This is a genomic window from Aeromonas sp. FDAARGOS 1404 (assembly GCF_019047085.1).
Classification (GTDB): Bacteria; Pseudomonadota; Gammaproteobacteria; order Enterobacterales; family Aeromonadaceae; genus Aeromonas; species Aeromonas veronii.
The window spans coordinates 2,585,832-2,608,278 of sequence record NZ_CP077237.1; the positions used below are offsets into that span (position 1 = coordinate 2,585,832).

Annotated in this window: 24 protein-coding genes; 16 read left to right on the forward strand and 8 right to left on the reverse strand. The window is 61.3% G+C overall.

Going from position 1 to position 22,447, the window contains the following annotated elements:
• Positions 1-77: 77 nt before the first annotated feature.
• Positions 78-833: an outer membrane protein assembly factor BamD gene (locus tag I6L34_RS12015; RefSeq protein WP_101530913.1), complete on the reverse strand. Its 756-nt coding sequence runs from the start codon at positions 831-833 to the stop codon at positions 78-80.
• A 117-nt stretch (positions 834-950) separates the two neighbouring features.
• Between I6L34_RS12015 and rluD the strand changes: the two genes are divergently transcribed.
• From rluD to clpB, 3 genes are all read left to right on the forward strand, one after another.
• Positions 951-1,931 carry a 23S rRNA pseudouridine(1911/1915/1917) synthase RluD gene (rluD, locus tag I6L34_RS12020; protein WP_005339771.1) on the forward strand — a complete coding sequence of 327 codons (981 nt, stop codon included), beginning with the start codon at positions 951-953 and terminating at the stop codon, positions 1,929-1,931.
• Positions 1,932-2,110: 179 nt separating this feature from the next.
• Positions 2,111-2,848 (forward strand): peptidoglycan editing factor PgeF, encoded by a 738-nt coding sequence (gene pgeF / locus I6L34_RS12025; protein ID WP_216954754.1) that lies wholly within the window; start codon positions 2,111-2,113, stop codon positions 2,846-2,848.
• A 202-nt stretch (positions 2,849-3,050) separates the two neighbouring features.
• Positions 3,051-5,624 carry an ATP-dependent chaperone ClpB gene (clpB, locus tag I6L34_RS12030; protein WP_058058981.1) on the forward strand — a complete coding sequence of 858 codons (2,574 nt, stop codon included), beginning with the start codon at positions 3,051-3,053 and terminating at the stop codon, positions 5,622-5,624.
• 299 nt (positions 5,625-5,923) lie between these two features.
• Here the strand turns inward: clpB and asnA are convergent, their stop codons facing one another.
• A complete protein-coding gene (gene asnA, locus I6L34_RS12035; RefSeq protein WP_111901457.1) occupies positions 5,924-6,916 on the reverse strand; it encodes an aspartate--ammonia ligase in 993 nt (330 codons plus the stop codon).
• Positions 6,917-7,070: 154 nt separating this feature from the next.
• On the opposite strand from asnA, the gene asnC reads away from it, so the two are divergent.
• Complete coding sequence (gene asnC, locus I6L34_RS12040; RefSeq protein ID WP_005339783.1) at positions 7,071-7,532, forward strand: transcriptional regulator AsnC; 462 nt, start codon at positions 7,071-7,073, stop codon at positions 7,530-7,532.
• Between the two features lie 8 nt (positions 7,533-7,540).
• Here asnC and I6L34_RS12045 read toward each other — a convergent pair whose 3' ends face one another.
• On the reverse strand, positions 7,541-8,305 hold the full coding sequence (locus I6L34_RS12045; RefSeq protein WP_216954755.1) for an ABC transporter substrate-binding protein: 765 nt from the start codon (positions 8,303-8,305) through the stop codon (positions 7,541-7,543).
• A gap of 87 nt (positions 8,306-8,392) precedes the next feature.
• Here I6L34_RS12045 and I6L34_RS12050 point away from each other — a divergent pair, with 87 nt between their 5' ends.
• Complete coding sequence (locus tag I6L34_RS12050; RefSeq protein WP_058056215.1) at positions 8,393-8,929, forward strand: DUF2301 domain-containing membrane protein; 537 nt, start codon at positions 8,393-8,395, stop codon at positions 8,927-8,929.
• On the opposite strand, the gene I6L34_RS12055 is transcribed toward I6L34_RS12050, so the two are convergent.
• Positions 8,926-9,330, reverse strand: coding sequence for a CBS domain-containing protein (locus tag I6L34_RS12055; protein ID WP_216954756.1), 405 nt, complete (start codon positions 9,328-9,330; stop codon positions 8,926-8,928). The two genes, I6L34_RS12050 and I6L34_RS12055, sit on opposite strands and share 4 nt — an antisense overlap.
• Before the next feature lie 162 nt (positions 9,331-9,492).
• Here I6L34_RS12055 and I6L34_RS12060 point away from each other — a divergent pair, with 162 nt between their 5' ends.
• Positions 9,493-10,197, forward strand: coding sequence for an SDR family oxidoreductase (locus I6L34_RS12060; protein WP_216954757.1), 705 nt, complete (start codon positions 9,493-9,495; stop codon positions 10,195-10,197).
• Here the strand turns inward: I6L34_RS12060 and I6L34_RS12065 are convergent.
• A complete protein-coding gene (locus I6L34_RS12065) occupies positions 10,123-10,698 on the reverse strand; it encodes a 2-amino-4-hydroxy-6-hydroxymethyldihydropteridine diphosphokinase (protein ID WP_058058984.1) in 576 nt (191 codons plus the stop codon). The two genes, I6L34_RS12060 and I6L34_RS12065, sit on opposite strands and share 75 nt — an antisense overlap.
• Before the next feature lie 124 nt (positions 10,699-10,822).
• Between I6L34_RS12065 and I6L34_RS12070 the strand changes: the two genes are divergently transcribed.
• The 4 genes from I6L34_RS12070 to I6L34_RS12085 all read left to right on the forward strand — a co-directional run bounded on the left by I6L34_RS12070 (position 10,823) and on the right by I6L34_RS12085 (position 14,220).
• Positions 10,823-10,915: a YnhF family membrane protein gene (locus I6L34_RS12070; RefSeq protein WP_005339800.1), complete on the forward strand. Its 93-nt coding sequence runs from the start codon at positions 10,823-10,825 to the stop codon at positions 10,913-10,915.
• Positions 10,916-11,018: 103 nt separating this feature from the next.
• Complete coding sequence (locus tag I6L34_RS12075; protein ID WP_042657344.1) at positions 11,019-12,419, forward strand: HAMP domain-containing sensor histidine kinase; 1,401 nt, start codon at positions 11,019-11,021, stop codon at positions 12,417-12,419.
• Between the two features lie 5 nt (positions 12,420-12,424).
• Positions 12,425-12,943: a hypothetical protein gene (locus tag I6L34_RS12080; protein WP_013724185.1), complete on the forward strand. Its 519-nt coding sequence runs from the start codon at positions 12,425-12,427 to the stop codon at positions 12,941-12,943.
• Positions 12,940-14,220 carry a sigma 54-interacting transcriptional regulator gene (locus I6L34_RS12085; protein ID WP_005339807.1) on the forward strand — a complete coding sequence of 427 codons (1,281 nt, stop codon included), beginning with the start codon at positions 12,940-12,942 and terminating at the stop codon, positions 14,218-14,220. Before I6L34_RS12080 ends, I6L34_RS12085 begins: the two co-directional genes overlap by 4 nt.
• A gap of 1 nt (position 14,221) precedes the next feature.
• Here the strand turns inward: I6L34_RS12085 and I6L34_RS12090 are convergent, their stop codons facing one another.
• The gene (locus I6L34_RS12090) at positions 14,222-14,704 is read right to left on the reverse strand and encodes a DUF1097 domain-containing protein (protein WP_058056212.1); all 483 of its coding nucleotides are present in this window, start codon (positions 14,702-14,704) and stop codon (positions 14,222-14,224) included.
• A 368-nt stretch (positions 14,705-15,072) separates the two neighbouring features.
• Here I6L34_RS12090 and msrP point away from each other — a divergent pair, with 368 nt between their 5' ends.
• Positions 15,073-16,074: a protein-methionine-sulfoxide reductase catalytic subunit MsrP gene (gene msrP, locus I6L34_RS12095; RefSeq protein ID WP_058056211.1), complete on the forward strand. Its 1,002-nt coding sequence runs from the start codon at positions 15,073-15,075 to the stop codon at positions 16,072-16,074.
• On the forward strand, positions 16,065-16,691 hold the full coding sequence (gene msrQ, locus I6L34_RS12100; RefSeq protein ID WP_216954758.1) for a protein-methionine-sulfoxide reductase heme-binding subunit MsrQ: 627 nt from the start codon (positions 16,065-16,067) through the stop codon (positions 16,689-16,691). Before msrP ends, msrQ begins: the two co-directional genes overlap by 10 nt.
• On the opposite strand, the gene I6L34_RS12105 is transcribed toward msrQ, so the two are convergent.
• Positions 16,688-16,936: a PepSY domain-containing protein gene (locus tag I6L34_RS12105; protein WP_058056209.1), complete on the reverse strand. Its 249-nt coding sequence runs from the start codon at positions 16,934-16,936 to the stop codon at positions 16,688-16,690. The two genes, msrQ and I6L34_RS12105, sit on opposite strands and share 4 nt — an antisense overlap.
• 63 nt (positions 16,937-16,999) lie before the next feature.
• Here I6L34_RS12105 and I6L34_RS12110 point away from each other — a divergent pair, with 63 nt between their 5' ends.
• From I6L34_RS12110 to I6L34_RS12125, 4 genes are read left to right on the forward strand one after another with little or no spacing between them, the layout of a single operon-like run.
• Positions 17,000-17,338 (forward strand): PepSY domain-containing protein, encoded by a 339-nt coding sequence (locus I6L34_RS12110; RefSeq protein WP_058056208.1) that lies wholly within the window; start codon positions 17,000-17,002, stop codon positions 17,336-17,338.
• Between the two features lie 21 nt (positions 17,339-17,359).
• A complete protein-coding gene (locus tag I6L34_RS12115; RefSeq protein ID WP_005339826.1) occupies positions 17,360-18,016 on the forward strand; it encodes a response regulator transcription factor in 657 nt (218 codons plus the stop codon).
• On the forward strand, positions 18,013-19,362 hold the full coding sequence (locus I6L34_RS12120; protein ID WP_005339828.1) for a sensor histidine kinase: 1,350 nt from the start codon (positions 18,013-18,015) through the stop codon (positions 19,360-19,362). The genes I6L34_RS12115 and I6L34_RS12120 overlap by 4 nt, the downstream gene beginning before the upstream one ends.
• Positions 19,363-19,403: 41 nt before the next feature.
• Complete coding sequence (locus I6L34_RS12125; RefSeq protein WP_005339830.1) at positions 19,404-19,865, forward strand: hypothetical protein; 462 nt, start codon at positions 19,404-19,406, stop codon at positions 19,863-19,865.
• An 85-nt stretch (positions 19,866-19,950) separates the two neighbouring features.
• Here the strand turns inward: I6L34_RS12125 and torA are convergent, their stop codons facing one another.
• Positions 19,951-22,431 (reverse strand): trimethylamine-N-oxide reductase TorA, encoded by a 2,481-nt coding sequence (gene torA / locus I6L34_RS12130; RefSeq protein WP_216954759.1) that lies wholly within the window; start codon positions 22,429-22,431, stop codon positions 19,951-19,953.
• Between the last annotated feature and the right edge of the window lie 16 nt (positions 22,432-22,447).

Sequence of the window (22,447 nt, forward strand, 5' to 3'; positions counted from 1 at the left end):
TAGCTGAGGGTAAATTGCAGCGATAAAAAAACCGATGCCAAGGCATCGGTTTTTTATTACCGGTTTATCCGTATCACTCAGCCACGGCCGAGGCGGTTCTCCGGGTAGTTCTTGGCCAGCACTTCGCGGGCATGCTTGGCCAGCTGCGGCATCTTCAGAGAGTCGTAAGACTCGACCATGATCTCCAGTGCCTTCTCGGTTTCGGCTGTGTCGGGGTAGGTTTCGACAATCAGCTTGGCCCGGTTGGCGGCCGCGACCAGTGCATCACGCTTCACGTAATACTCGGCCACACTCAGGTCATATCGGGCCAGACGATTCTTCAGGCCAATCATGCGAGCGCGGGCATCGGCGGCATAGACGCTGTTGGGGTAGTTCTGCAACAGGGTCTTGAAGTCCTGGAATGCCTGACGGGCATAAGCAGGGTCTTTGTCGTCCCGATCGATACCGAACAGGCTCTGGAAGAAGTTGTAATCCGCCGCCATGTTGGTCAGGCCGCGCATATAGAAGACGTAATCGATATTTTTATGCGCCGGATTGAGGCGGATAAAACGGTCGATATTGGCGATCGCCTGAGCGGTATCATCTTGCTTGTAGTAGGCATAGATGAGGTCAAGCTGCACCTGATTAGAGTAGGCGCCGAACGGGTAGCGAGAGTCCAAAGCCTCCAGCAATTCAGTGGCTTGCACGTAATTGCCAACGTCCAGTTTGAGGCGTGCTTTCTGGTACAGGGTCTCCGGCGGTTCGTCGGGTACCTTGGGTTTGGTGCTGGAACAGCCTGTGATCAAGGTAGCGACCAAGGCGAGCGACATCAGCAGGTGAGACTTCTTTCCCATCAACAACATCCGGTCCATTTCCACGAAATTGGCAAAGTATCCGTTATGCTTGGCTAAAAGAAAAGCTAGAATACCCGGATTATTTCGAATTGATACCCCCCGCTCAAGAGACCATACATGAGCCAGCATATTGAACTGACAGGCGAATTCCAGGATCACCAATTCGGGCAGCGACTCGACCAGGCCCTGGCCGAATTGTTTCCAGACTACTCCCGCACCCGCATCAAGGAGTGGATTTTACAGGACAGAGTGACCCTGGACGGTCAGGTTGCCAACACCCCGCGCGAGAAGATTCTGGCCGGGCAGCAGGTGCATGTGAATGTCGAGCTGGAAGATGATACTCGCTGGGATGCCCAGGATATCGAGCTCAACATCGTTTATGAAGATGAACACATTCTGGTGATCGACAAACCGGCCGGACTGGTGGTTCACCCGGGCGCAGGCACGCCGGATGGCACCATCCTCAACGCCCTGCTGCACCGCTACCCCGGCATTGCCGAGGTGCCCCGCGCCGGTATCGTGCACCGTCTGGATAAAGACACCACAGGTTTGATGGTGGTTGCCAAAACCGTACCCGCACAGACCCATCTGGTGGAAGCGTTGCAGGCGCGCCAGATCACCCGTGAGTACGAAGCGATCGCCATCGGTCACATGACCGCAGGTGGTACCGTTGATGCGCCTATCGGCCGTCACCCGACCCAGCGTACCCACATGGCCGTGGTGCCCAATGGCCGTCCTTCCGTGACCCACTACCGGGTGCACGAGAAGTTCCGTGGCCACACCCGCCTGCGTCTGCGTCTGGAAACCGGTCGTACCCACCAGATCCGTGTCCACATGGCTCACATCAAACACCCGCTGGTGGGTGATCCCGCTTACGGTGGCCGTCTGCGCCCGCTGCGCAACGCGACCCCCGAGCTGACCCAGGCACTGCGTAACTTCAACCGTCAGGCGCTGCATGCCACCATGCTGCAACTGGCTCACCCCATCACGGGAGAAGTGATGCAGTGGCACTCAGCTACACCGCAAGACATGGTGGAGCTGATGGAAGTGCTGCGCGCGGATACTCTCGCCAATCCGGATGATTTAGTCTGGAATTGATGGGCTGAAAGAGGCGCTGCAGATCAAGGGCACCCTCGCCAATCCGGACGATCTGGTCTGGAACTGATGTGATAGGGCCTGCTGCGTCGGTTTCTGGCGTCATCCGGCCCGAACAGATGCCAAACGGGGTTCCCTTGCAGGAGCCCCGTTTTTATATCGGTGAATTGAAGGAGTCACAGATGAAATGGATCGAACCCGACTGGCCAGCCCCGGCGTGTGTCAGGGCGTTGTCGACCACCCGGGATGGCGGCGTCAGTGAAGGGGTCTTTGCTGGCCTTAATCTGGGCGCCCACGTGGGTGACGAACCGGCGCGAGTCGAGGCCAACCGGGCCCGGCTGCAGCAGGTAGCCGCCATCCCGGGGCCCCTCAACTGGCTCAATCAGGTGCACGGCACCGTGGTTCATCCAGTCAGCAGCCATTATCAGCAGGTGCCGGATGCCGATGCCGCCTGCGCCCATGAGGCGGATCAGGCCTGTATCGTGATGACTGCTGACTGTCTGCCGGTGTTGTTCTGCGATCGGGCGGGTACCGTGGTCGCCGCCGCCCACGCAGGCTGGCGTGGCCTGAAAGAGGGTGTGCTGGAGGCGAGTATCGCGGCCATGGGCTGCGAGCCGGGCGAGATCCTGGCCTGGCTTGGCCCGGCCATCGGCCCCACTGCGTTTGAAGTGGGTGGCGAGGTGCGGGAGGCCTTTATGGCAGAGCAGGCCGAAGCAGAAGCGGCGTTCGTCCCCTCGTCCAATGAGGGGAAATGGCTGGCGGATATCTACCAGCTGGCCCGGCTGCGCCTTGCCCGAGCCGGCGTCCCCGCCATCTATGGTGGCGAATACTGCACCTTCAGCGACAGCGAGCAGTTTTACTCCTATCGCCGCGACGGCCAGACCGGCCGGATGGCCTCCCTCATCTGGTTGGCCCGCTAAGCAATCACCCGCCAAGTAATAGCCCGTCTCTCTCAAGAACAGATCCGTATGAGAGAGGCGGGGATCCTGCCCTCTCCCCGCTTTGAAGAAAAAATAACCAGCCCATGCCCTTGAAATAGCCCGTACGGGCCTCATCTTTCATCTCAGAAAGTTATGTTGTTTGCCGCGCAAGCGGCGTCTGCCTGTTTGAAGGGGGAGTGCAATGCGCCTCGATCGCCTTACCAGCAAATTCCAGATTGCTATTTCCGATGCCCAGTCTCTTGCGCTGGGTCGTGACCACCAATTCATCGAACCCGTTCACCTGATGACCGCGCTGGTCAATCAGGATGGCGGCTCCATCCGTCCGTTGCTCACCCTGACCGGGATGGATATCAATGCCCTGCGCTCCCGTCTCGGTGAGGAGCTGGATCGCCTGCCGCGCGTCAGCGGCGTGGAAGGGGACGTGCAGCTCTCCAACGGCCTCGGCCGCCTGCTCAACGTCTGCGACAAACTGGCCCAGCAGCGCAAGGATCAGTTCATCTCCTCCGAACTGTTCGTGCTGGCTGCCCTCGATGACAAGGGAACGCTGGGTGAGCTGCTGCGCGCGCAGGGGCTGACCAAAGAGAAACTGGAAGCGGCCATCGACAAGGTGCGGGGCGGCAAGAAGGTGGAAGATGCCAACGCCGAGGAGAACCGTCAGGCGCTGGAGAAGTACACCATCGATCTGACCGAGCGGGCCGAGATCGGCAAGCTCGACCCGGTGATCGGCCGTGATGACGAGATCCGCCGTACCATTCAGGTGCTGCAACGCCGCACCAAGAACAACCCTGTGCTGATCGGTGCTCCCGGTGTCGGTAAAACCGCCATCGTCGAGGGGTTGGCCCAGCGCATCATCAACGGCGAAGTGCCGGAAGGGCTCAAGAACAAGCGGGTGCTGTCGCTGGACATGGGGGCGCTGGTGGCCGGAGCCAAGTATCGCGGTGAGTTTGAAGAGCGGCTCAAGGCTGTACTGACCGATCTCGCCAAGGAGGAGGGCAACGTCATCCTCTTTATCGACGAGCTGCATACCATGGTCGGCGCCGGCAAGGGCGAAGGGGCCATGGACGCGGGCAACATGCTGAAACCTGCGCTGGCCCGTGGCGACCTGCACTGCGTCGGCGCCACCACCCTGGATGAGTACCGTCAGTACATCGAGAAGGATGCCGCGCTGGAGCGTCGCTTCCAGAAGGTGCTGGTGGAAGAGCCGAGCGTGGAGGACACCATCGCCATCCTGCGTGGCTTGAAAGAGCGTTACGAGCTGCACCACCATGTGCAGATCACCGATCCTGCCATCGTGGCGGCGGCCCAGTTGTCCCATCGCTATATTGCGGATCGCCAGCTGCCGGACAAGGCCATCGACCTTATCGACGAGGCGGCGGCCAGCATCCGGCTGCAGATCGACTCCAAGCCGGAGGCGCTCGATCGCCTCGAGCGGCGCATCATCCAGCTCAAGCTGGAGCAGCAGGCGTTGATGAAAGAGGACGACGACGCCAGCCGCAAGCGTCTGGAGCTGATCAATCAGGAGATTGGCGAAAAAGATCGGGAATACAACGAGCTGGACGAAGTGTGGAAGGCCGAGAAAGCCGCCCTTGCCGGCACCCAGCATATCAAGGCGGCGCTGGAGCAGGCCCGTCAGGATCTCGATGTGGCGCGCCGCGCAGGCGACCTGGGCCGGATGTCCGAGCTGCAGTACGGCCGCATTCCGGAGCTGGAGAAACAGCTGGATCTCGCCACTCAGGCCGAGATGCAGGAGACCAGTCTGCTGCGCAACCGGGTCACCGACGTGGAGATTGCAGACGTGCTGGCCCGCTGGACCGGTATTCCGGTCGCCCGCATGCTGGAAGGGGAGCGCGACAAGCTGCTGCGGATGGAAGATCAGCTGCACAGCCGGGTGATTGGTCAGGAGGAGGCGGTCGATGCGGTCTCCAACGCCATTCGTCGCTCCCGTGCCGGTCTCTCCGACCCGAATCGCCCCATCGGCTCCTTCCTGTTCCTGGGGCCCACCGGGGTGGGCAAGACCGAGCTGTGCAAGGCGCTGGCGGAGTTCCTGTTCGATACCCAGGATGCCATGGTGCGGATCGATATGTCCGAGTTCATGGAGAAACACAGCGTGGCCCGTCTGGTGGGGGCGCCTCCCGGATACGTGGGTTATGAAGAGGGTGGTTATCTGACCGAGGCTGTGCGCCGTCGTCCCTACTCGGTGATCCTGCTGGACGAGGTGGAGAAGGCGCATCCGGATGTGTTCAACATCCTGTTGCAGGTGCTTGATGATGGCCGCCTGACCGATGGTCAGGGTCGGACCGTCGATTTCCGCAACTCGGTGGTGATCATGACCTCCAACCTCGGGTCGGATCTGATTCAGGAGCACCACTCCGAGAAGGATTACGACGAGATGAAGGCTATGCTGATGGATGTGCTGACCCGCAGTTTCCGGCCGGAGTTTATCAACCGGATCGACGAGACGGTGGTGTTCCATCCGCTTGGCGAGGAACACATCAAGTCCATCGCCCAGATCCAGCTCAAGAGCCTGATGGGCCGTCTCGAGGCTCAGGGTTACGAGGTGGAGGTGAGCGAAGCGCTGCTCGAGAAGCTGGTGCATGCCGGGTTCGACCCCGTCTACGGGGCGCGGCCCCTCAAACGGGCGATCCAGCAGAAGGTGGAGAACCCGCTGGCGCAGGCCCTGCTCTCCGGCCGCATCGTGCCGGGCAAAAAACTGGTGCTGGGGGCCGACAGCAACGGCCTCACCATGACCCAGTAACCAGTCTCGCATCGATGTTTGCAACGCCAGCCCTCGGGCTGGCGTTGCCATATCTGGTGGCAGGGATTCGGGCGCAAAAAAACGGCAATCCGAAGATTGCCGGGAGGAATGTAGTGAAGCGACCTGACGTGGGTTGAGCGGGTCGCAGGGGCAAGCCCCGGTTTCGCCGTGGGTCATCAGGGATGACCACGCGACTTACAGCATGTCCGGACTGCGCTCGTTCAGTCCGCACCGCCACACACCTTCAGGGCTGACCTGCGTGCCAATGCGCGCAGGCCAGACCGATGAAATCAACGCGTTTACAGCATGCCTTGCACGGCAGATTTCATCTCGGCTGGCCAGACACCAACCTGCACCTGACCGATATGCTCTTTTTGCAGCAGCAGCATGGCCAGACGGGATTGGCCGATGCCGCCGCCGATGGTCTGCGGCATCCGTGCGGCCAGCAGATCCTGATGCCAGTCGTACTGCAGGCGATCCTCGTCGCCTGTGATAGCCAGCTGACGGCGCAGCGCCTCGGCATCGACCCGGATCCCCATGGAGGAGATCTCGAAGCTGTCTTGCAGCACCGGGTTCCACACCAGAATGTCACCGTTCAGACCCGCCAGACCCAGCTCGTTGTGGCTGCTCCAGTCGTCGTAGTCCGGGGCGCGCACATCGTGGCGCTCACCGTGGGAGAGGGCACCGCCGATGCCGATCAGGAACACGGCGCCCAGCTCTTTGGCGATGGCCCGCTCGCGACCCTTGGCATCGAGGTCCGGGTAACGGGCCAGCAGCTCTTCGCTGTGCAGGAACTGGATCTCGGCTGGCAGGAAGGGGGTCAGCTCATGTTCGGCGCAGACTGCGCGCTCGGTGGCCTTGATGGCGGCCCAGATGCCGCGCACGGTTTCCTGCAGATAGGCCAGATCGCGGCGCTCGCTCGGCATCACCTTCTCCCAGTCCCACTGATCCACGTAGACGGAGTGGATGGGGGTGAGCTTGTCTTCATCCGGACGCAGCGCCTTCATGTGGGTGTAGATCCCTTCGCCCGGACCGAAGCCGAAGCGCCCCAGGGTCTGGCGCTTCCATTTGGCCAGTGAATGAACCACTTCGTAGCTGTGCTCCGGCAGGGTTTTCACTTTGACCTGCACTGCATTCTCATGGCCAGAGAGGTTGTCCTGAGTGCCATCACCGACCCGGCTCAGAATGGGGGCTTGCACCTCCATCAGACCCAGTTGTTGGGCGAGTTGGCGGGAGAACATCTCTTTGACGAAGCTAATCTGCTGTTGGCTGCGAATGTAGTGCTGTTTCATGCTGAATTCCTGTTTCAAACCCCGTTGGATATGGTGATTCTTCAACGGAATGCTAACTAAATTCAATATTCGATAATAGAAATAGGTTTTGTGTATTTTTTTCTTCAAAATAAGCCGTTCTTTAATGAGGTATCGTCAACGGGAGTGCAAAAAAATGCCGGAAAATTACCGGATCGATAATCTCGATCAGGCCATCCTCACCGCTCTGATGGAGAATGCGCGGATCCCTTACGCCGAACTTGCGAAACAACTGGCTGTCAGCCCGGGCACCATCCATGTGCGGGTGGAGAAGATGAAACAGGCGGGAATCATCGAGGGGACACGGGTGCAGGTTAACCCCAAGAAGCTGGGTTACGACGTCTGCTGCTTTATCGGGATCAATCTGAAGAGTGCCAAGGATTACCCCTCGGCACTGGCCAAGCTGCAGGCGCTGGACGAAGTGGTGGAGGCCTACTACACCACGGGCCACTACAGCATCTTCATGAAGGTGATGACCCGCTCCATCGACGAGCTGCAGATAGTGCTGATCAACAAGATCCAGACCATCGACGAGATCCAGTCCACTGAAACCCTGATCTCGCTGCAGAATCCGATCCTGCGGGACGTGAAGCCCTGAGCAACTGATCAGGGTTCGATATAGGGAATGCCGTACTTGTCGTAGAGCGCCTTGAGTCGGCCATCCCGTTTCATGCGCAGCAGTTCGGCATCGTAGGCCGCCATCAGGGCGGGGGTCTGTGCATCCGCCCGTGCGCGGGCCCAGGTGTTGAAGTAGGGGCTGCTCTTGAGCGGTTTGGGAAGGTAATCGATCTTTCCCGTCAGCCCCTCTTCCTTGATTTGGGTGAAGGCGGTGACCAGCGGCATGGGCACGGTATCGATGCGTCCGGCCAGCAGTTTGCGCAGTTGCAGCTGGTTCATGGTGATCTCCTGGAACTGATAGGCCGGGTCGGTCATGGCCGCTGCCAGTTCAGGGGTATAGGAGAAATCCTTGGTCACGCCGATGCGCCAGGGTTTGAGATCGGCCAGCGTTTCGTAGCGGATCTTCATCAGGTCCGCCTTGCGCACGAAGAAGTGCCAGCTGTGGCGAAGATGGGCCTGTTGGGGATAGATGAGATAACTCTCCCGCTCTGCCTTGTAGGAGTGGGTCATCACCAGATCGCAGGCGCCGGTTTCGGCATTGCGGGTGAGGCGGGCGGCGGAGTCGGCCAGTTCGATCCGAAAGGGTGTCGCCAGCTTGTCGAAGATGGCGGTGACGATATCGATATCGAGTCCGCGGGGTTTCTGATCGGCATCGAGAAACTTGAGCGGGGGCTCCATGGTGCCGCAGATCACCAGCTCTTTGGCGGGCAATCCGAGTGGAAACAGCAACCAAAACAGGGGGATCACACGCAAACTACGTCTCCTGAGCCCGTTTGAAGATATTCCAAGACCTGATTCCAGTATATTGGATGGCACCTGATCCGTTAGAAGCGACTGTTTATGGCAAATCCTGAAATCGAGAGCCCGCTGGACGGGATCGACAAGTTGACCGTCTCGCTCTACCGCCTTGGCTTGAGTGCAGTTGCCCTGTTGCTGCTTTGCCGCGGTGCGGCGCTGCTGAGCGGGATGGCACTGCTCCCGTCGGCACAATGGTTGATGTCGCTGGCAGTGGCAAGCGCAATATGCGGCTTCTCGCTGCATATCTACGACAAGCGGATTCGCCTGATTCTGCAGGGATTTGGGTGGGGCGCACTGGCCCTGGCAGCGGTGGGGGCACCGGATGCGCTGGTGCTGGGGGCAGCGTTGGCGACCCTCTCCGGGCTGGCGTTCAAGGAGCAGTTTTGCTTCGCCATTCCCGGCATCAAGCTGGTGCCCGTATTGCTGCCGGCGTTATGGCTGCTGGAGTGGTTGCGGGTGGAGTGGGCCGCCGCACTGGTGGCGCTGGTCTGCGGGGCCCTGTTGACTTTGCTGGCGCTGGCCAAGTGGCGGATGCCCCTGCACTTCGATATCGGTGACAAGGGGCGTTACCAGATCTAGGTCTGCTGGCACACCTTCATCTGCAGGTTGAGGGCCTGCATCACCTGACGGCGGCTGATGATGCCGATCACCTTGCCCTGTTGAAGCACCGGGTAGATCTTGGGCTTGGCATCGGCCATCTGGCGAGCCAGATCCAGAATGCTCTCATCCGGCCCGACCGAGAGGGGCGAACGGTTCATCAGATCCTCCACCCGGGTGCGGGTATCGCAGTGGTAGCTGCCGGTGAGCAGGCTGGGGATGCAGTCTTGTTCGGAAAGAAAGCCGATCAGCCGTTTCTGCTCATCCAGTACCGGCAGGCCGCCAAGACCCGATTGATGCAGGCGATCCAGCGCTTCTGCCAGGCCGAGTCCGGCAGTGAGGGAGTGGGTCAGGCGACCCATGTGGTGGTGTACTTTCAGCATGGTGGTGACTCCGCAAGAGGGGGATGCCGCCACTATGACGCGGGTGGGTGGCCCGCGACCAATGGCTTGTGCCGCAGGGATTGATAGGCACAAGCCATCGGCGGTGATCCGCTGGCAGGCGGGCTTCGTTCATGCAAGACCATGAAAGGGAAAGGAGATCGTATGCGTGCATTGGTTACGGGCTGCGGCCGTCGACTCGGATTTTATCTCTGTGAACAGCTGGTGGCAGCGGGCTGGCAGGTGACGGGCAGTTATCGCAGCGAGCGGCCGGAGCTGGCCACGCTGGCGGCACTGGGGGTCGAGCTGGTGCAGGCGGATTTTGGCCGGGAAGAGGACGTTGGCAAGCTGATTGATGTGCTGGCTGCCCATCAGGAGCTGACGCTGGTGATCCACAACGCCTCGGCCTTCGAGCCGCAGGCAACTGATCCGGCGGCGCAACTGGCCCAGTTCGAGCAGTTCTACCGGGTACACATGGCGGCCCCCTTCCAGCTAAACCGGGCGCTGGCCCCCCGGCTGGCCAGCAACCCCAACGCCAGCATCATTCACATCACCGATATCTATATTCATGCCCCGGCCCCCCGTTTTGCCAGCTATGTGGCCACCAAGGCGGGAGCCCATTCGCTGGCCATGAGCTTTGCCCGAGAGCTGGCGCCTGCGGTGCGAGTCAACACCATAGAGCCGGGCCCCATTCTGTTTCTCGACGAGCATGACGAGGCATGGCGCCAGCAAGTGTTGGCGAAAACGCCGCTGGCGCGGGAGGGAGGGCTGGAGCCCATCTGGCAGGCGGTGCAGTTACTGATGGGGAACAGTTATATGACGGGGGCCAGCATCAAGGTAGATGGCGGGCGCGCGCTGGCCACTCTCTGAAGATTTGCCAAGCACCAGCGGCTCCAGCCCGACCTGCCGGGTCAGCAAGCCCTTGCCGGGTTTGAGCTTGCCCGACGGGGCGGGGAGCGTCACTTGCAGCGCCACCTTGGGGGCATGCACCTCGCCATGGCCGTAGAGCTCGGCCAGCAGCTCCGCCAGATAGGAATCGACCTCTGCCGAGGCAAAGTCACCGCTCCTGTTGTTGGCCAGAATATCGATGTCGAGCGGTCGATCGTGCACCTTGCAGAGCGGATCGCTGCGATCCCGGCCGTGAGCTACTTCAAGGGCGATAAAGTACTGCTTGAGGCGGGCGGCATCGAGCGGGCTCTCCACCACCAGCAGGCAGTTGAGAAAGTCGTGGCTGGAGTGCATTCCCACCGGCTTGGTGCGGATCACCGAACTCAGCCGCAGGGGGCCGACGTTCGCAAGCAGCTCGGCCAGCGCATGGCTGACATGGATATGCGGGTCAATATTGGAACCAATGCTACACAGATAGAACATGCTCACCTTCCCTGGGTTGGGCTCATCTGAAATGTATACGCAGCTCACGGTTATCGGATTAACTATGGCTTAACATTGTCTTATCTATTGTGATCCGGCACTGATTGGCAGAAAGGAGGTTTGCATGAGTGTGGAGCTGAAATGGGCGCTGTTGACCGCCTCGGGCGCGCTGGCGATGATCATGATTATCTGTCTGGCCTCTGTCGCGTTGGCGTGAATCACCACAATCCAGATAATACAAACCGGCCTGTTGGCCGGTTTTGTTTTTTGGGGCGGTGCGGCTATGCTGGCGCACCGGTGAGAATGCAAGAGAAGAGATGATGACCAAGGTTCGCCCACGCTCCCTGCTGCAGGTGGTATTGATGGGATTTGTGCTGGTATTGATGCCGCTCGGTGGCATGATCTGGCACAACAGCACCTCCCTTGCCCACCTCAGTCAGCTCACCAGCGACGAGATGGAGCGGGCGGTCAAGGATACCCGCCGCGCTACCCTGCTGACGGCGCAAGCCATCGATATCGAACGCACCTTGCGCCGCTTCGCGGTGCTGGGGGATCGTCGCAGTCTCACCAGCTACCAGCAGCAACTCGATGGTTATCGGGTGTTGCTGGCGGAGCACCGCAACTCCATCACCGACGGCCAGCTCTACAGCGGGCTCGATCAGGGGCTGGCCTGGCTCGATAGCCTGCAGGATGCCGCGCTGGCCCGGGCGGCGGTAGCGGGGGACAAGCTCGAGCAGTTCAACGATGCCAACAAGCAGCTCGAAATAGTCACCCGCAGCCGGGTTGACGAACACATGGATCGGGTGCAGCTCACCATTGCCGGACTGACCAGCGAGCTCTGGTGGGTGAGCGGAGCGGTGGCGGCGCTCAGCCTGCTGATGGTCTTTATCTTCACCTACCTTATCATCCACCCGGTACGACAGATTGAGTCGCGCATCTTGAGTCTGGGTGCCGGGGTCGAACCCGATCCCAAGCCGGTTGACGGCCCTGCCGAGCTGGTATTGCTGGGGGAGCGGATCGTCTGGCTGCACGACAAACTCAAGGAGCTGGAGCTGCAGAAATACCAGTTCCTGCGCCATGTATCCCACGAGCTCAAGACCCCGCTGGCGGTGCTGCGGGAAGGGACGGATCTGCTCTGCGAGCAGCTGGTCGGGCCTTTGACGCCGGATCAGCTGGAGATCTGCCAGATGCTCGATGAGAACAGTCGGCGCCTGCAGACCCTGATCGAGCGGCTGCTCGACTTCAACCGGCTCAGTCAGCAGGAGGCCTTCGAACTGGAGCCCGTCCCCCTGCTGCCGATGTTGTCGGAACTTTCTGCCGAGTACCGGCTGGCATTGGAGTCCAAGCAGATCCGTGTACACTTGCCGACCGTGCCGGTTACCCTGTGGGCGGAGCCCTACCGGCTACGACTGATCCTCGATAACCTCTTCTCCAACGCCGTCAGTTACGGCGCCAGCGGGGGCAATATCTGGATCAGGGCGGGGCAGAATGAACAGATAAGCTGGCTGGAAGTGGCCAACGAGGGGCCCAAGATCCCCGTGGCCGATCAGCAACGTATTTTTGAACCCTTCGAGCAGGGCAGCACTGTGCGGCAAGGTCTCTTGAAAGGCTCGGGCATGGGCCTCTCCATCGCCCGCGAGTCTGCCAACAGCCTGGGGGGGGAACTGGTTCTGGTAGAGGATGAACAGGCGGATGTCTGTTTCAGGTTGACGTTGAAATGAGGACTATGAAGATACAACGCGTATTTCCAGCTCTGATGGCAGGGCTGCTCGCGGGTTGCTCCTTGCTGCCGCAACAGGCAGAGCGGGAGTCCTCCGATATCGCTTTTGCCAAGCGGATGGAGTTTGCCAACAAGGAGATGCAGGTGCGTCTGCAATACTCCGACTGGCTGCTGGCCAGCCACCCCCAGCAACGGGTGCAGGAGCGTCAGCGTCTGAAAGGGGCTGACGATCTGGAGAGCCGGGTCAGTCTGGCGATGGTGGACTCCCACCCCGCCGAATCTGTGGCCAATCGCACCGCCGGTCTGGCGCGCCTGAAGCAGATGCTGCCCGAGCTGGGTCTCGATGCGCAGGCCTTTTTGCGCAGCTGGATCGCCCTCGGCGAGCAGTTGCTGGCCCGCGACAGCCGTCGCGATGACCAGAGTCAGGAGATCCAGCGGCTGCGCCGCCAGATCGAGCAGCTGACGGCTATCGACGACCAGCTCAACCAGCGCAAGCTGAACGAGAATCGTGAGGTAATACCATGAGCCGGATCCTGTTGGTGGATGACGACGTCAGCCTGCTCAAACTGATGAGCATGCGGCTGCGCAGTCAGGGTTATGAAGTGGATACCGCCGACAGTGCGGAAGGGGCCCTCGACCGGTTGCGTCAGCAACGGGCCGATCTGGTGCTGAGCGATCTGCGGATGGCTGGCATGGACGGTCTGGCGTTGTTCGAGCGGATCCAGGCCCAGTGGCTGGGGTTGCCGGTGATCATCATGACCGCCCACGGCACCATCCCGGACGCCATTCAGGCGACCCGCTCCGGGGTCTTCAGCTTTCTGACCAAACCCATCAACAAGGATGAGCTGTTCGCCACCATCGAACATGCGTTGAGTCTGACGCGGCCGAAACAGCAGCAGGAGTGGCAGTCGCTGATCCTGACTCGTAATCCCCAGCTGGAACAGCTGCTGATCCAGGCTCACAGCATCGCCACCATGGAGGTGCCGGTGCTGATCATGGGGCCGTCAGGCTCCGGCAAGGGGGCGATGGCGCAGGCGCTGCATCAGGCCAGTCAGCGGCGCGACAAGCCGCTCCATACCATCAACTGCGCCGCCATTCCGTGGGCGTCACTCGACTTGCAGCTGTTTGGTGAAGATGGCCAGTCCGGGCTGTTCGAGCAGGCCAAGGGGGCGACCCTGTTTCTCGACGAGATTGGCAGCCTCTCCGAATCCCTGCAGGCCAAGCTGCTGCAGGTGATGGAGGAGTATGGTCAGGGCACGCCGGAGGTGAGGGTGCTCAGCTCCAGCCATCAGGATCTGGTCAAGGCGATGGAGGAGGGGCGCTTTCGGGAAGATCTCTTCTACCGTCTCAACGTCGCCAATATCACCTTGCCGTCTCTCAGTGCCCGCAGCGAGGATATCCCCCTGCTGGCCCGTCAGGCGCTCGACGATTACCGTAGCCGCCACAGCGACTGCGCCGCCATGGGTTTTTCGCCCGAGTCGCTGGCGATGCTGGCGGCCGCTGCCTGGCCCGGCAATGTGCGCCAGCTCTGCAACGTGGTGGAGCAGCTCGCCAGCCTCTGTTGCAGCCCGGTGATCGGGGTCTCCATGGTGGAGTCCGCCCTGAGCGGTGGCGGCGGCGGCATCCCCTCGTTCAACGAGGCGCGGGCCGAATTCGAGAAGGAGTATCTGATCCGTTTGCTGCGCACCACCGAGGGCAATGTGACCCTGGCGGCCAACATGGCGGGAAGAAACCGTACCGATTTTTACAAGTTATTGAATCGGCACGGTATCGAAGCTGCAAACTTCAAATCGAAGGGATAAATCAGGCGGGATCAACCACCACCGGAGCGGCATCGGCTTTCTGGGTTTTATGGGAGAGCCAGAGGCCGCTCGCCTTCATCAGGTAACCGAACAAGGCGCCAATGATGAGGGAGGGCAGGATCAGCCGCCACTCGCCAGCCGCCCCGAAGGTGGCACAGCAACCGGCAAAGGTGCCGGGAATGTAGCCGAGCCACTGCTGCTTGGCCTGTACGCACATCAGGGTGGCGACCACCCCCGTCATCACGTAACCCGCCACGCCTGCCCCCCACAGACTGTCGCCATGGATCAGCAGCAGTGCCCACAGCATGCCGCTGGTGTTGCAGAAGATGGTCTGCAGCAGCGCCTTGTAGCCACCGCTTGACGCGAAATAGCTGGTGCAGCCGAGAAAGCCGACCCAGGAGATAAGGCCGAACGCGACGGCAATCCAGCCCCAGACGGCGGAGAGAATTCCAGTGGTGATGGCGATGGCGATCAGTGGGCTCATGGGGCGACTCTTCAGTTGGCTTCGCAAAATGGGCAGCCTACCCCCGGCAATCGGGGCGGCAAGCGGGGGCAGAATTGTGTGTGATCTTCATCACCCTTTTCAACTCAGGAATACGCTTGCGCTCGCGAAAAAAATTCATTGGTGACCGGCCTGACAGTCGGCCATAGTTGGAGGCCCTGTCCTGCTCATGGAGTGAGTCTGATGGCGCCAAATGTGATCGTTCCCCTGCTGGTGTTCGTAGTCCTGTTTCTGGTCGGCACCATGGCCAAGGCACTGCCCCTGCACCACATGATGTAAATTTGTGTGAAATAAAAATCTGCCGGGGCGGGTCTTATCCATATTGCCTCACTCAGCCCCGGGAGTTTTTCATGTTGATCAAGCGTCGTACCGCCCACCCCCTCACCGAACAGGATGTCACCCCGGAAGCCGTCTATCAGGACCGCCGCCTTATTCTCAAGGGGCTGGGTCTGGGCGCCGCCACCCTCGCTTTCCCCACTCAGGCCGGTGTACTCGATCTGCTGCGCGGTAAAGAGGATGCTCCCCAGTTAGCCACCAAACCGCTCAACAGCAAGCCTGCCGAGCGCCCGGCCAATCTGGTACTGACACCGGAAGAGAAGGCCACCAGTTACAACAACTTCTATGAGCTGGGCACCGACAAGTCCGACCCGGCTCGCAACGGCCATTACCTCAAGCCCGAACCCTGGACCCTCAAGGTGGAGGGGGAGGTGGCCAAGCCTTTTACCCTCGATGTGTGGGATCTCATCAACAAGAGCGAGCTGGAGGAGCGGATCTACCGGCTGCGCTGCGTCGAGGCCTGGTCCATGGTTCTGCCCTGGAATGGCATCTCGCTGGCGGAGATCATCCGCCGTGCCGAGCCCACCAGTCGTGCCAAGTTTGTCGCCTTCGAAACCCTGTTTGATCCGAAACAGCTGCCGGGGCAGGCCTCCAGTCTGGGGGGCGGCATCGAGTATCCCTACGTCGAAGGGCTGCGTATCGACGAGGCGATGCACCCTCTCTCTTTCCTTGCGATGGGGCTCTATGGCAAGACCCTGCCCGCCCAGAATGGCGCGCCGATCCGGCTGGTAGTGCCGTGGAAGTACGGCTTCAAGAGCATCAAGAGTATCGTCTCGATCCGGCTGGTGGAGGATATGCCGCCGACCACCTGGAATCTGCTGGCACCCAATGAATATGGCTTCTACGCCAACGTCAACCCGCAGGTAGATCACCCGCGCTGGAGTCAGGCCAGCGAGCGTTTCATTGGCGAGGGCGGAGTGTTTGGCGCCAAGCGTCAGCCGACCCTGATGTTCAATGGCTATGGTGACGAAGTCGCCTCGCTCTATCAGGGGATGGATCTGCGCCAATGGTACTGAGATTGAAACCGGCCCATATCAACGACTTGCGGGCACTGGTGCATCTGGGCGCTCTCGGCTTCCTGCTCTGGCTGGGGTTTGCCATTCCGGCAGGCCTGCTGGGGGGCGATCCGGTGCCAGAGCTTATCCACTACCTCGGCAAGGGGGCGCTCAACCTGCTGCTGCTCACCCTGCTGGTGTCGCCGCTGGCCAAGCGTTGGCGGCAGGGGCAGCTCATCAAGCTGCGCCGTCCCCTCGGGCTCTGGTGTTTTGCCTGGGCGCTACTCCACTTCATGGCTTGGCTCGGGCTGGATCTGCAGTTTGACTGGGGGCTGATTGGCGGCGAGCTGGTCAAGCGCAGCTATATCGTGGTGGGGATGGTGGCCCTGTTGCTGCTGGCCGCCCTCAGCATCACCTCGCTGCCCGTATTGCAGCGCCGCATGGGTGCCGCATGGCAGAAGCTGCACAACTGGGTCTATGCCATCGCCCTGCTGGTGCCGGTGCATTACTGGTGGTCGCTCAAGAGCGGTTGGGGGGAGCCCCTCATCTACCTGCTGCTGGCCTGCGCCCTGCTCTGGCCGAGGCGGGAGAAGCTGCTGCGTCCCATGCGGGGACGCTGGAATGCAAAAGAGGCCTAATCGGCCTCTTGTTGTTTGATCTCGCCACTGTAGGCATCGACGATGAGATGCACCTTCTGATCCTGGCGATTGAGGGTTTTGACCTCGAATTTGTCCCCTTCCAGCTCCACTTCCCGAATGTCGTGATACCCTTGCGCCAGCAGGAGTTTGACCAGCCCGGCCATGTCGAGACGGCTCTGGGCCGCCCAGCTTGTGGCACTCAACAGGCAAAGGATCAGCAGGAAACTGCGCGGGATCATATTCATTCCGGATTCATGGCTGGCAGACTATAAACGCCATTATGTTAGGTTTTTGGAGATGAATCATCCATGAATAGAGCGCTCCCTCTGCTTGGGTTATTGCTGCCGTTGCTGGCACAGGCGGTCACGCCTGATGAAGCCATGCTGCAGCAAGCTGTCCATGAGGGACGGGTTCGGCCCTTCCATGAAATGATGGAGGTGGCGGCCAGATTGCCGGTGCGGGTGTTGCGGGTGGATCTGGGGGAAGAGGATGGTATCTGGCTCTATGAACTGCGAGTCATCGATCGGGAAAACAGCGTGATCAAGGTGGCCTATCGGGCCGACAACCTTGAGCTGGTGTGGGCCAAGGGCCACCATCTGGAGCGGTTGTTCGAACCGCCAAAGCCCCTGGTCGAGGATGATGAATAACCCCTGTGTGGAAGCCTGTTCATGCGAATTCTGATTGTTGAAGACGAAAAAATTCTGGCTGGTCAGCTGGCCGAACAGCTGCGCCTCTCCGGCTTTGTCACCGACCTCTGCCACGATGGCAACGAGGCCGGTTTCCTCGGTGAGACCGAACCCTACGACGCCATCATTCTCGACCTCGGCCTGCCGGGGCGCGATGGCTTGAGCGTGCTGAAGGAGTGGCGCAGCAAGGGGATAGATACCCCTGTGCTGGTGCTGACCGCCCGTGGTCAGCTGCACGAGAAGATAGAGGGGCTCAACGCCGGTGCCGATGACTACCTTACCAAGCCGTTCCAGGTGGCCGAGCTGGTAGCGCGGGTCCATGCGCTGGTGCGCCGGGCGGCGGGTAACGCCAGCTCCATTCTGGAGATTGGCGGAGTGCGGCTCGACATGGCGGCGTCGCAGGTGTGGTACGAAGGAACCCCCATCAAGCTGACCGCCCACGAGTTCCGGGTGCTGGGTTACCTGATGCAGCATCGGGGCAAGGTGGTGTCGCGCAGCGAGCTGATCGACCACATCTATGCTCAGGATTTTGACCGTGACTCCAATACCGTGGAGGTGTTCATCGGCCGGATCCGCAAGAAAACCAACCCCGATCTGATTGAGACAGTGCGCGGCCTCGGGTACCGGATCAACGAATGAGGCTGGTCAGAACCCTGCGGGGGCGACTGGTCGCCATCGCGCTGGTGTGGTGCGGGCTGTTTCTGTTCGCCACCGGTTTCAGCCTGCAGACCATGATGCGCAACTACTGGCAGGAGGCGGAGGCCGACGGCCTGCGCCTGCAGCTCTATGATCTGCTCTCCCGGCTGGAAGTGGCCAAAACCGGCCTGCCGGTGGTCACCGGCTCCCTCTCCGATCCCCGCTTCAATCAACCCTACTCCGGCTACTACTGGCAGCTGGAGTTGGGCCGCGATGTGGTGGGGCGCTCCCGTTCCCTGTGGGATACCAATCTGAAGAGCGACGGCCTCAAGTCGGCGTTTGGCGATCCCGACCTCTTCGTCGGCAAGGGGCCCAACAAGGAGCCGCTGCTGATCATGACCCGCACCGTACTGCTGCCAGGCTCGGATCGGGTGTTCACTCTGGTGATGGCCAAGGACAGCAGCGCCCTGACCCAGACCCTCAACAAGACCCGCATCAGCCTGTTCCTCGGCCTCGGCTTTGCCGCCGCCGGTCTGGTGCTCGGCTTCATGTTCCAGATCGTCTACGGCTTGCGGCCGCTGCACCTGCTGCGCCGCGAACTGGGGCGGGTTCACGAGGGTCATCAGGAGGGATTCCGGCTGCGCTATCCGCTGGAGATCCAGCCGCTGGTGGAGGATATCAACCGGCTGCTGCACCACTACGGCGAGCTGCTGCAGCGGGCGCGATCCCACACCGGCAATCTGGCCCACGCCCTCAAGACGCCGCTCAGCATCATGCGCAATCAGGTGGCCCAGTTGCCGCCGGAGGATCAGGCCGCCATCGGCGAGCAGCTCGACCAGATCCAGCGCCATATCGACTACCACCTCGGCAAGGCGCGGGTGACCGGTGCTGCCAAGATCCTCGGGGTCTCGACCCCGGTGCGGGCGCGGGTGGAGTATATCTGCCGCGCCTTCTCCCGCCTCTATCCGGGCAAGACGGTGGATCTGCAAGTGCCCGCCAATCTGGCGGTCGGGGTGGAGGAGCAGGATTTCGACGAGATGGTGGGCAATTTGCTGGAGAACGCCTTCAAGTGGTCTGCCAGCGAGCTGCGCATCTCCAGCGCCGAGCTGGGGGGCTGGATCACCTTGCGTATCGAGGATGACGGCCCCGGCATGAGCGAGGATCAGATCGCCAAGGCGGTGCTGCGCGGGGTGCGGCTCGACGAGAAGGTGCCGGGCTCGGGCCTGGGCCTCAATATCGTCTCCGATCTGGCGGAAGCCTATCGGGGCAGTTTCATCATGGGCCGCGCCGAACTGGGCGGTCTGGCCGCCTCCCTCTCGTTGCCCAAGGTGGCAAGAGTCGAGAGCTAGGCATAACATATGGCATTTGTTTTAGCCTGAGGAAGAGAAGCATGACCGACGATCCGTGGGCACTGTGTCACCTTGACGATTCGTTTGATGCCTCTGTGCTGGGGGTCAAGGGCGCCCAGATCCAGTGGTTTGAAGACAGGGATGGCCTGATCGCGTTCCTTCTGGAAGATTTTGTCGACTTGCTGGCCGATGTGGGCGAGCTGGACGAGGAGCAGACCGAGCAGGCGCGCGAGCGCTTCACCCTGCTGGTGGAGCAGAGCTTCGACGATCGCACCCTGATGGATGCCATCAACGATCTCGCCTCCGGCCTGCGTCGCATCGCCTGGTTGGGGCCGCTCTCGGAGCTGGCCGAGATCAGCGACGAGTTTGCCTCCGGCCTGCGCCGCTATTTCTGGAGCCAGTACGACGGGGACGAAGATGACCCGGACGCCTGGGTGCCGGAAGAGCTGTGGCCGCAGCTGGTTGAGTGCGCGCAGGAGTATATGGAGGAAGGGGAGTTCTAAACCCGTCCCGACCATGCCTGAGCTTTGGCAGGCAGATAAAGAAACGGCGCCTTGATGGCGCCGTTTTTATTGGGTGGCAATCGCCTTAGCCGTTGGCCGGTACCGCGTGGGCGGTGTTGGCCAGCACCGGGCCTGTGTACTTCTCGATCTGCAGCTGGGCCATGTGGCCGCAGTTGCCCTGCGCCAGACTGGACGAGCCTTCGTCGAAGGTGAGGCAGTTGACGTTGCCGTTCTTGCAGATGCTGCCCGCTTCGCCCGGCTTGGCCGGGTCATACCAGGCCCCTTCGCAGATCCGCACCACCCCTTGGCGCACATCCTCGGAGAGCAGGGCGCCCACCAAAATCTGGCCGCGCTCGTTGAAGGCGCGCACCAGATCCCCCTGGGCGATGCCACGAGCCTTGGCATCCAGCGGATGGATCATGATTGCCTCGCGGTCGGCGATGGCGAACTTGTCCCGCAGCGGGGTGTTGTCGAGCTGGGAGTGCAGCCGCTGGGTCGGGTGGGAAGTGTTGAGCGACAGCGGATAGCGCGCCGCCACCTCGCTCTTCACCCACTCCTTGGGCTCATACCACTTGGGATGACCGGCGCAGTCGGTGTAACCCATCCCGGCTACCGTGTTGGAGAAGATCTCGATCTTGCCGGACGGGGTGCCGAGCGGGTTGAGCAGCGGATTCTCGCGAAAATCGGCGTGACGGATCCACTGGCGGTTGGCCTCGGGGATCGGGAAGCGGATGTAGTTGTTGGACTCCCAGAACATGTTGAACGGCGGCAGCGCCACGCGGGCACCACGGGCCTGCGCCGCCATGCCGTCGTACATCTGCTTGAGCCACAGCATCTCGTCTTTGCCTTCGGTGTATTGCTCCTGCACGCCCAGCTTGGCGGCGATGGCGCTGAAGATGTCGAAGTCGTTGCGGGCTTCAAACTGGGGCGGCACGCACTGATGCATCGGGAACACATAGCGCTGGGAGTAGTCGCCGCCCATCTCCAGATCGTTGCGCTCGTAGCTGGTGGTGACCGGCAGCACGATATCGGCGTGCTTGGCGGTAGCGGTCCAGTAAGGCTCGTGAACGATCACGGTCTGCGGCTTGCGCCACGCCTGCAGCAGGTTGTTGGTGTCCTGATGGTGGTGGAAGGGGTTGCCGCCCGCCACGTAGATCAGCTTGATGTCCGGATAGGTCACCTTGCGGCCGTTGAAGTCGATGGTCTTGCCCGGGTTGGCGAGACAGTCGGCGATGCGGGCCACCGGGATCGGGGCCGGGCTGTTCTTCGGTGCGTTGCCGGCGGAGATACCCGCCAGAATGCCGCCCTTGGCGGTGGGGCTGCCACCGGAGGAGTAGTGGTAGCTGAAGCCGTAGCCGCCGCCCGGCAGGCCGATCTGGCCCAGCATGGAGGCCAGGGTCACCAGCATCCAGTTCGGCTGTTCGCCGTGTTGCTGACGCTGCATCCCCCAACCGGCCATGATCATGGTGCGCTTGGCGGCCATGTCGAGAGCCAGCTGGCGGATCACCTTGGCATCGACGCCGCAGACGGTGCTCGCCCATTCGGCGCTCTTCGGTTGGCCGTCATCCTTGCCGAGCAGGTAGTTCAGGAACTTGTCGAAGCCGACGGTATAGCGATCGAGGAAGGCCTGATCGTGCTTCTTCTCGCTGTAGAGGGTGTGGGCCACACCCAGCATCATGGCCACGTCGGTGTAGGCGTTCGGCGCAATCCACTCGGCACCGACCAGCTTGGCGGTCTCGTTGTAGATGGGGTCGATGCTGATGACGCGGGTGCCCTTCTCTTTCAGCGCCATGAAGCCGGCCTGACCTTCGTGATCCGGCATGTTCCAGCTGTTCTTCAGGGTGACCCGGGCGTTGACCCCCCACAGCACCACCAGTTCGGCGTTCTCCACCACGTTGGGCCAGGCGGTCTGCTGCTCGTACACCTCGATGGAGCCCATCACGTGGGACATGATCACTTGGGCCGCACCGGTGGAGTAGTCACCGGCATAACCGGTGAAACCGCCGGAGAGGTTCATCAGGCGGTGCAGCAGGGTGCGGCTGTTGTGGAACATGCCGACACTCTTCCAGCCGTAGGAACCGGCGTGGATCGCCTGCGGACCGAAGTCACTCTGCACGCGCTGGATTTCACCGGCCACCAGTTCAATCGCCTTGTCCCAGCTCACTCGTACCCACTCGTCGGTACCGCGCAGCTCGGGCTTGGCACCCGGGCCGTGCTCCAGCCAGCTCTTGCGAACCATGGGATATTTGATGCGGTTCTTGGCGTGCACCTGGAACGGCGCCGTATCGATGAGATCGTTCGGCGCCGGATCATCGGCTACCGGCTGGACGCGCACCATGCGGCCATCTTCGACGATCGCCTCGAAGGCACCCCAGTGGGCGCCGGTCAGAATACCCTTCTGGGCGGGCACCAGGGTCGGGAATTGGCTCAATGCGGTGCTGATGGCTTGTGCCAGCGCACTCTTGGGAAAAATGCCGCCGAGCAGGGGCAGGGCTGCGCAGGCGCCGAGCCCCTTGAGCAGGTTGCGGCGGGACAGATTGGTCTTGTTGTCATTGAAAAAAGTCATAACGGTTTTCCTCTGT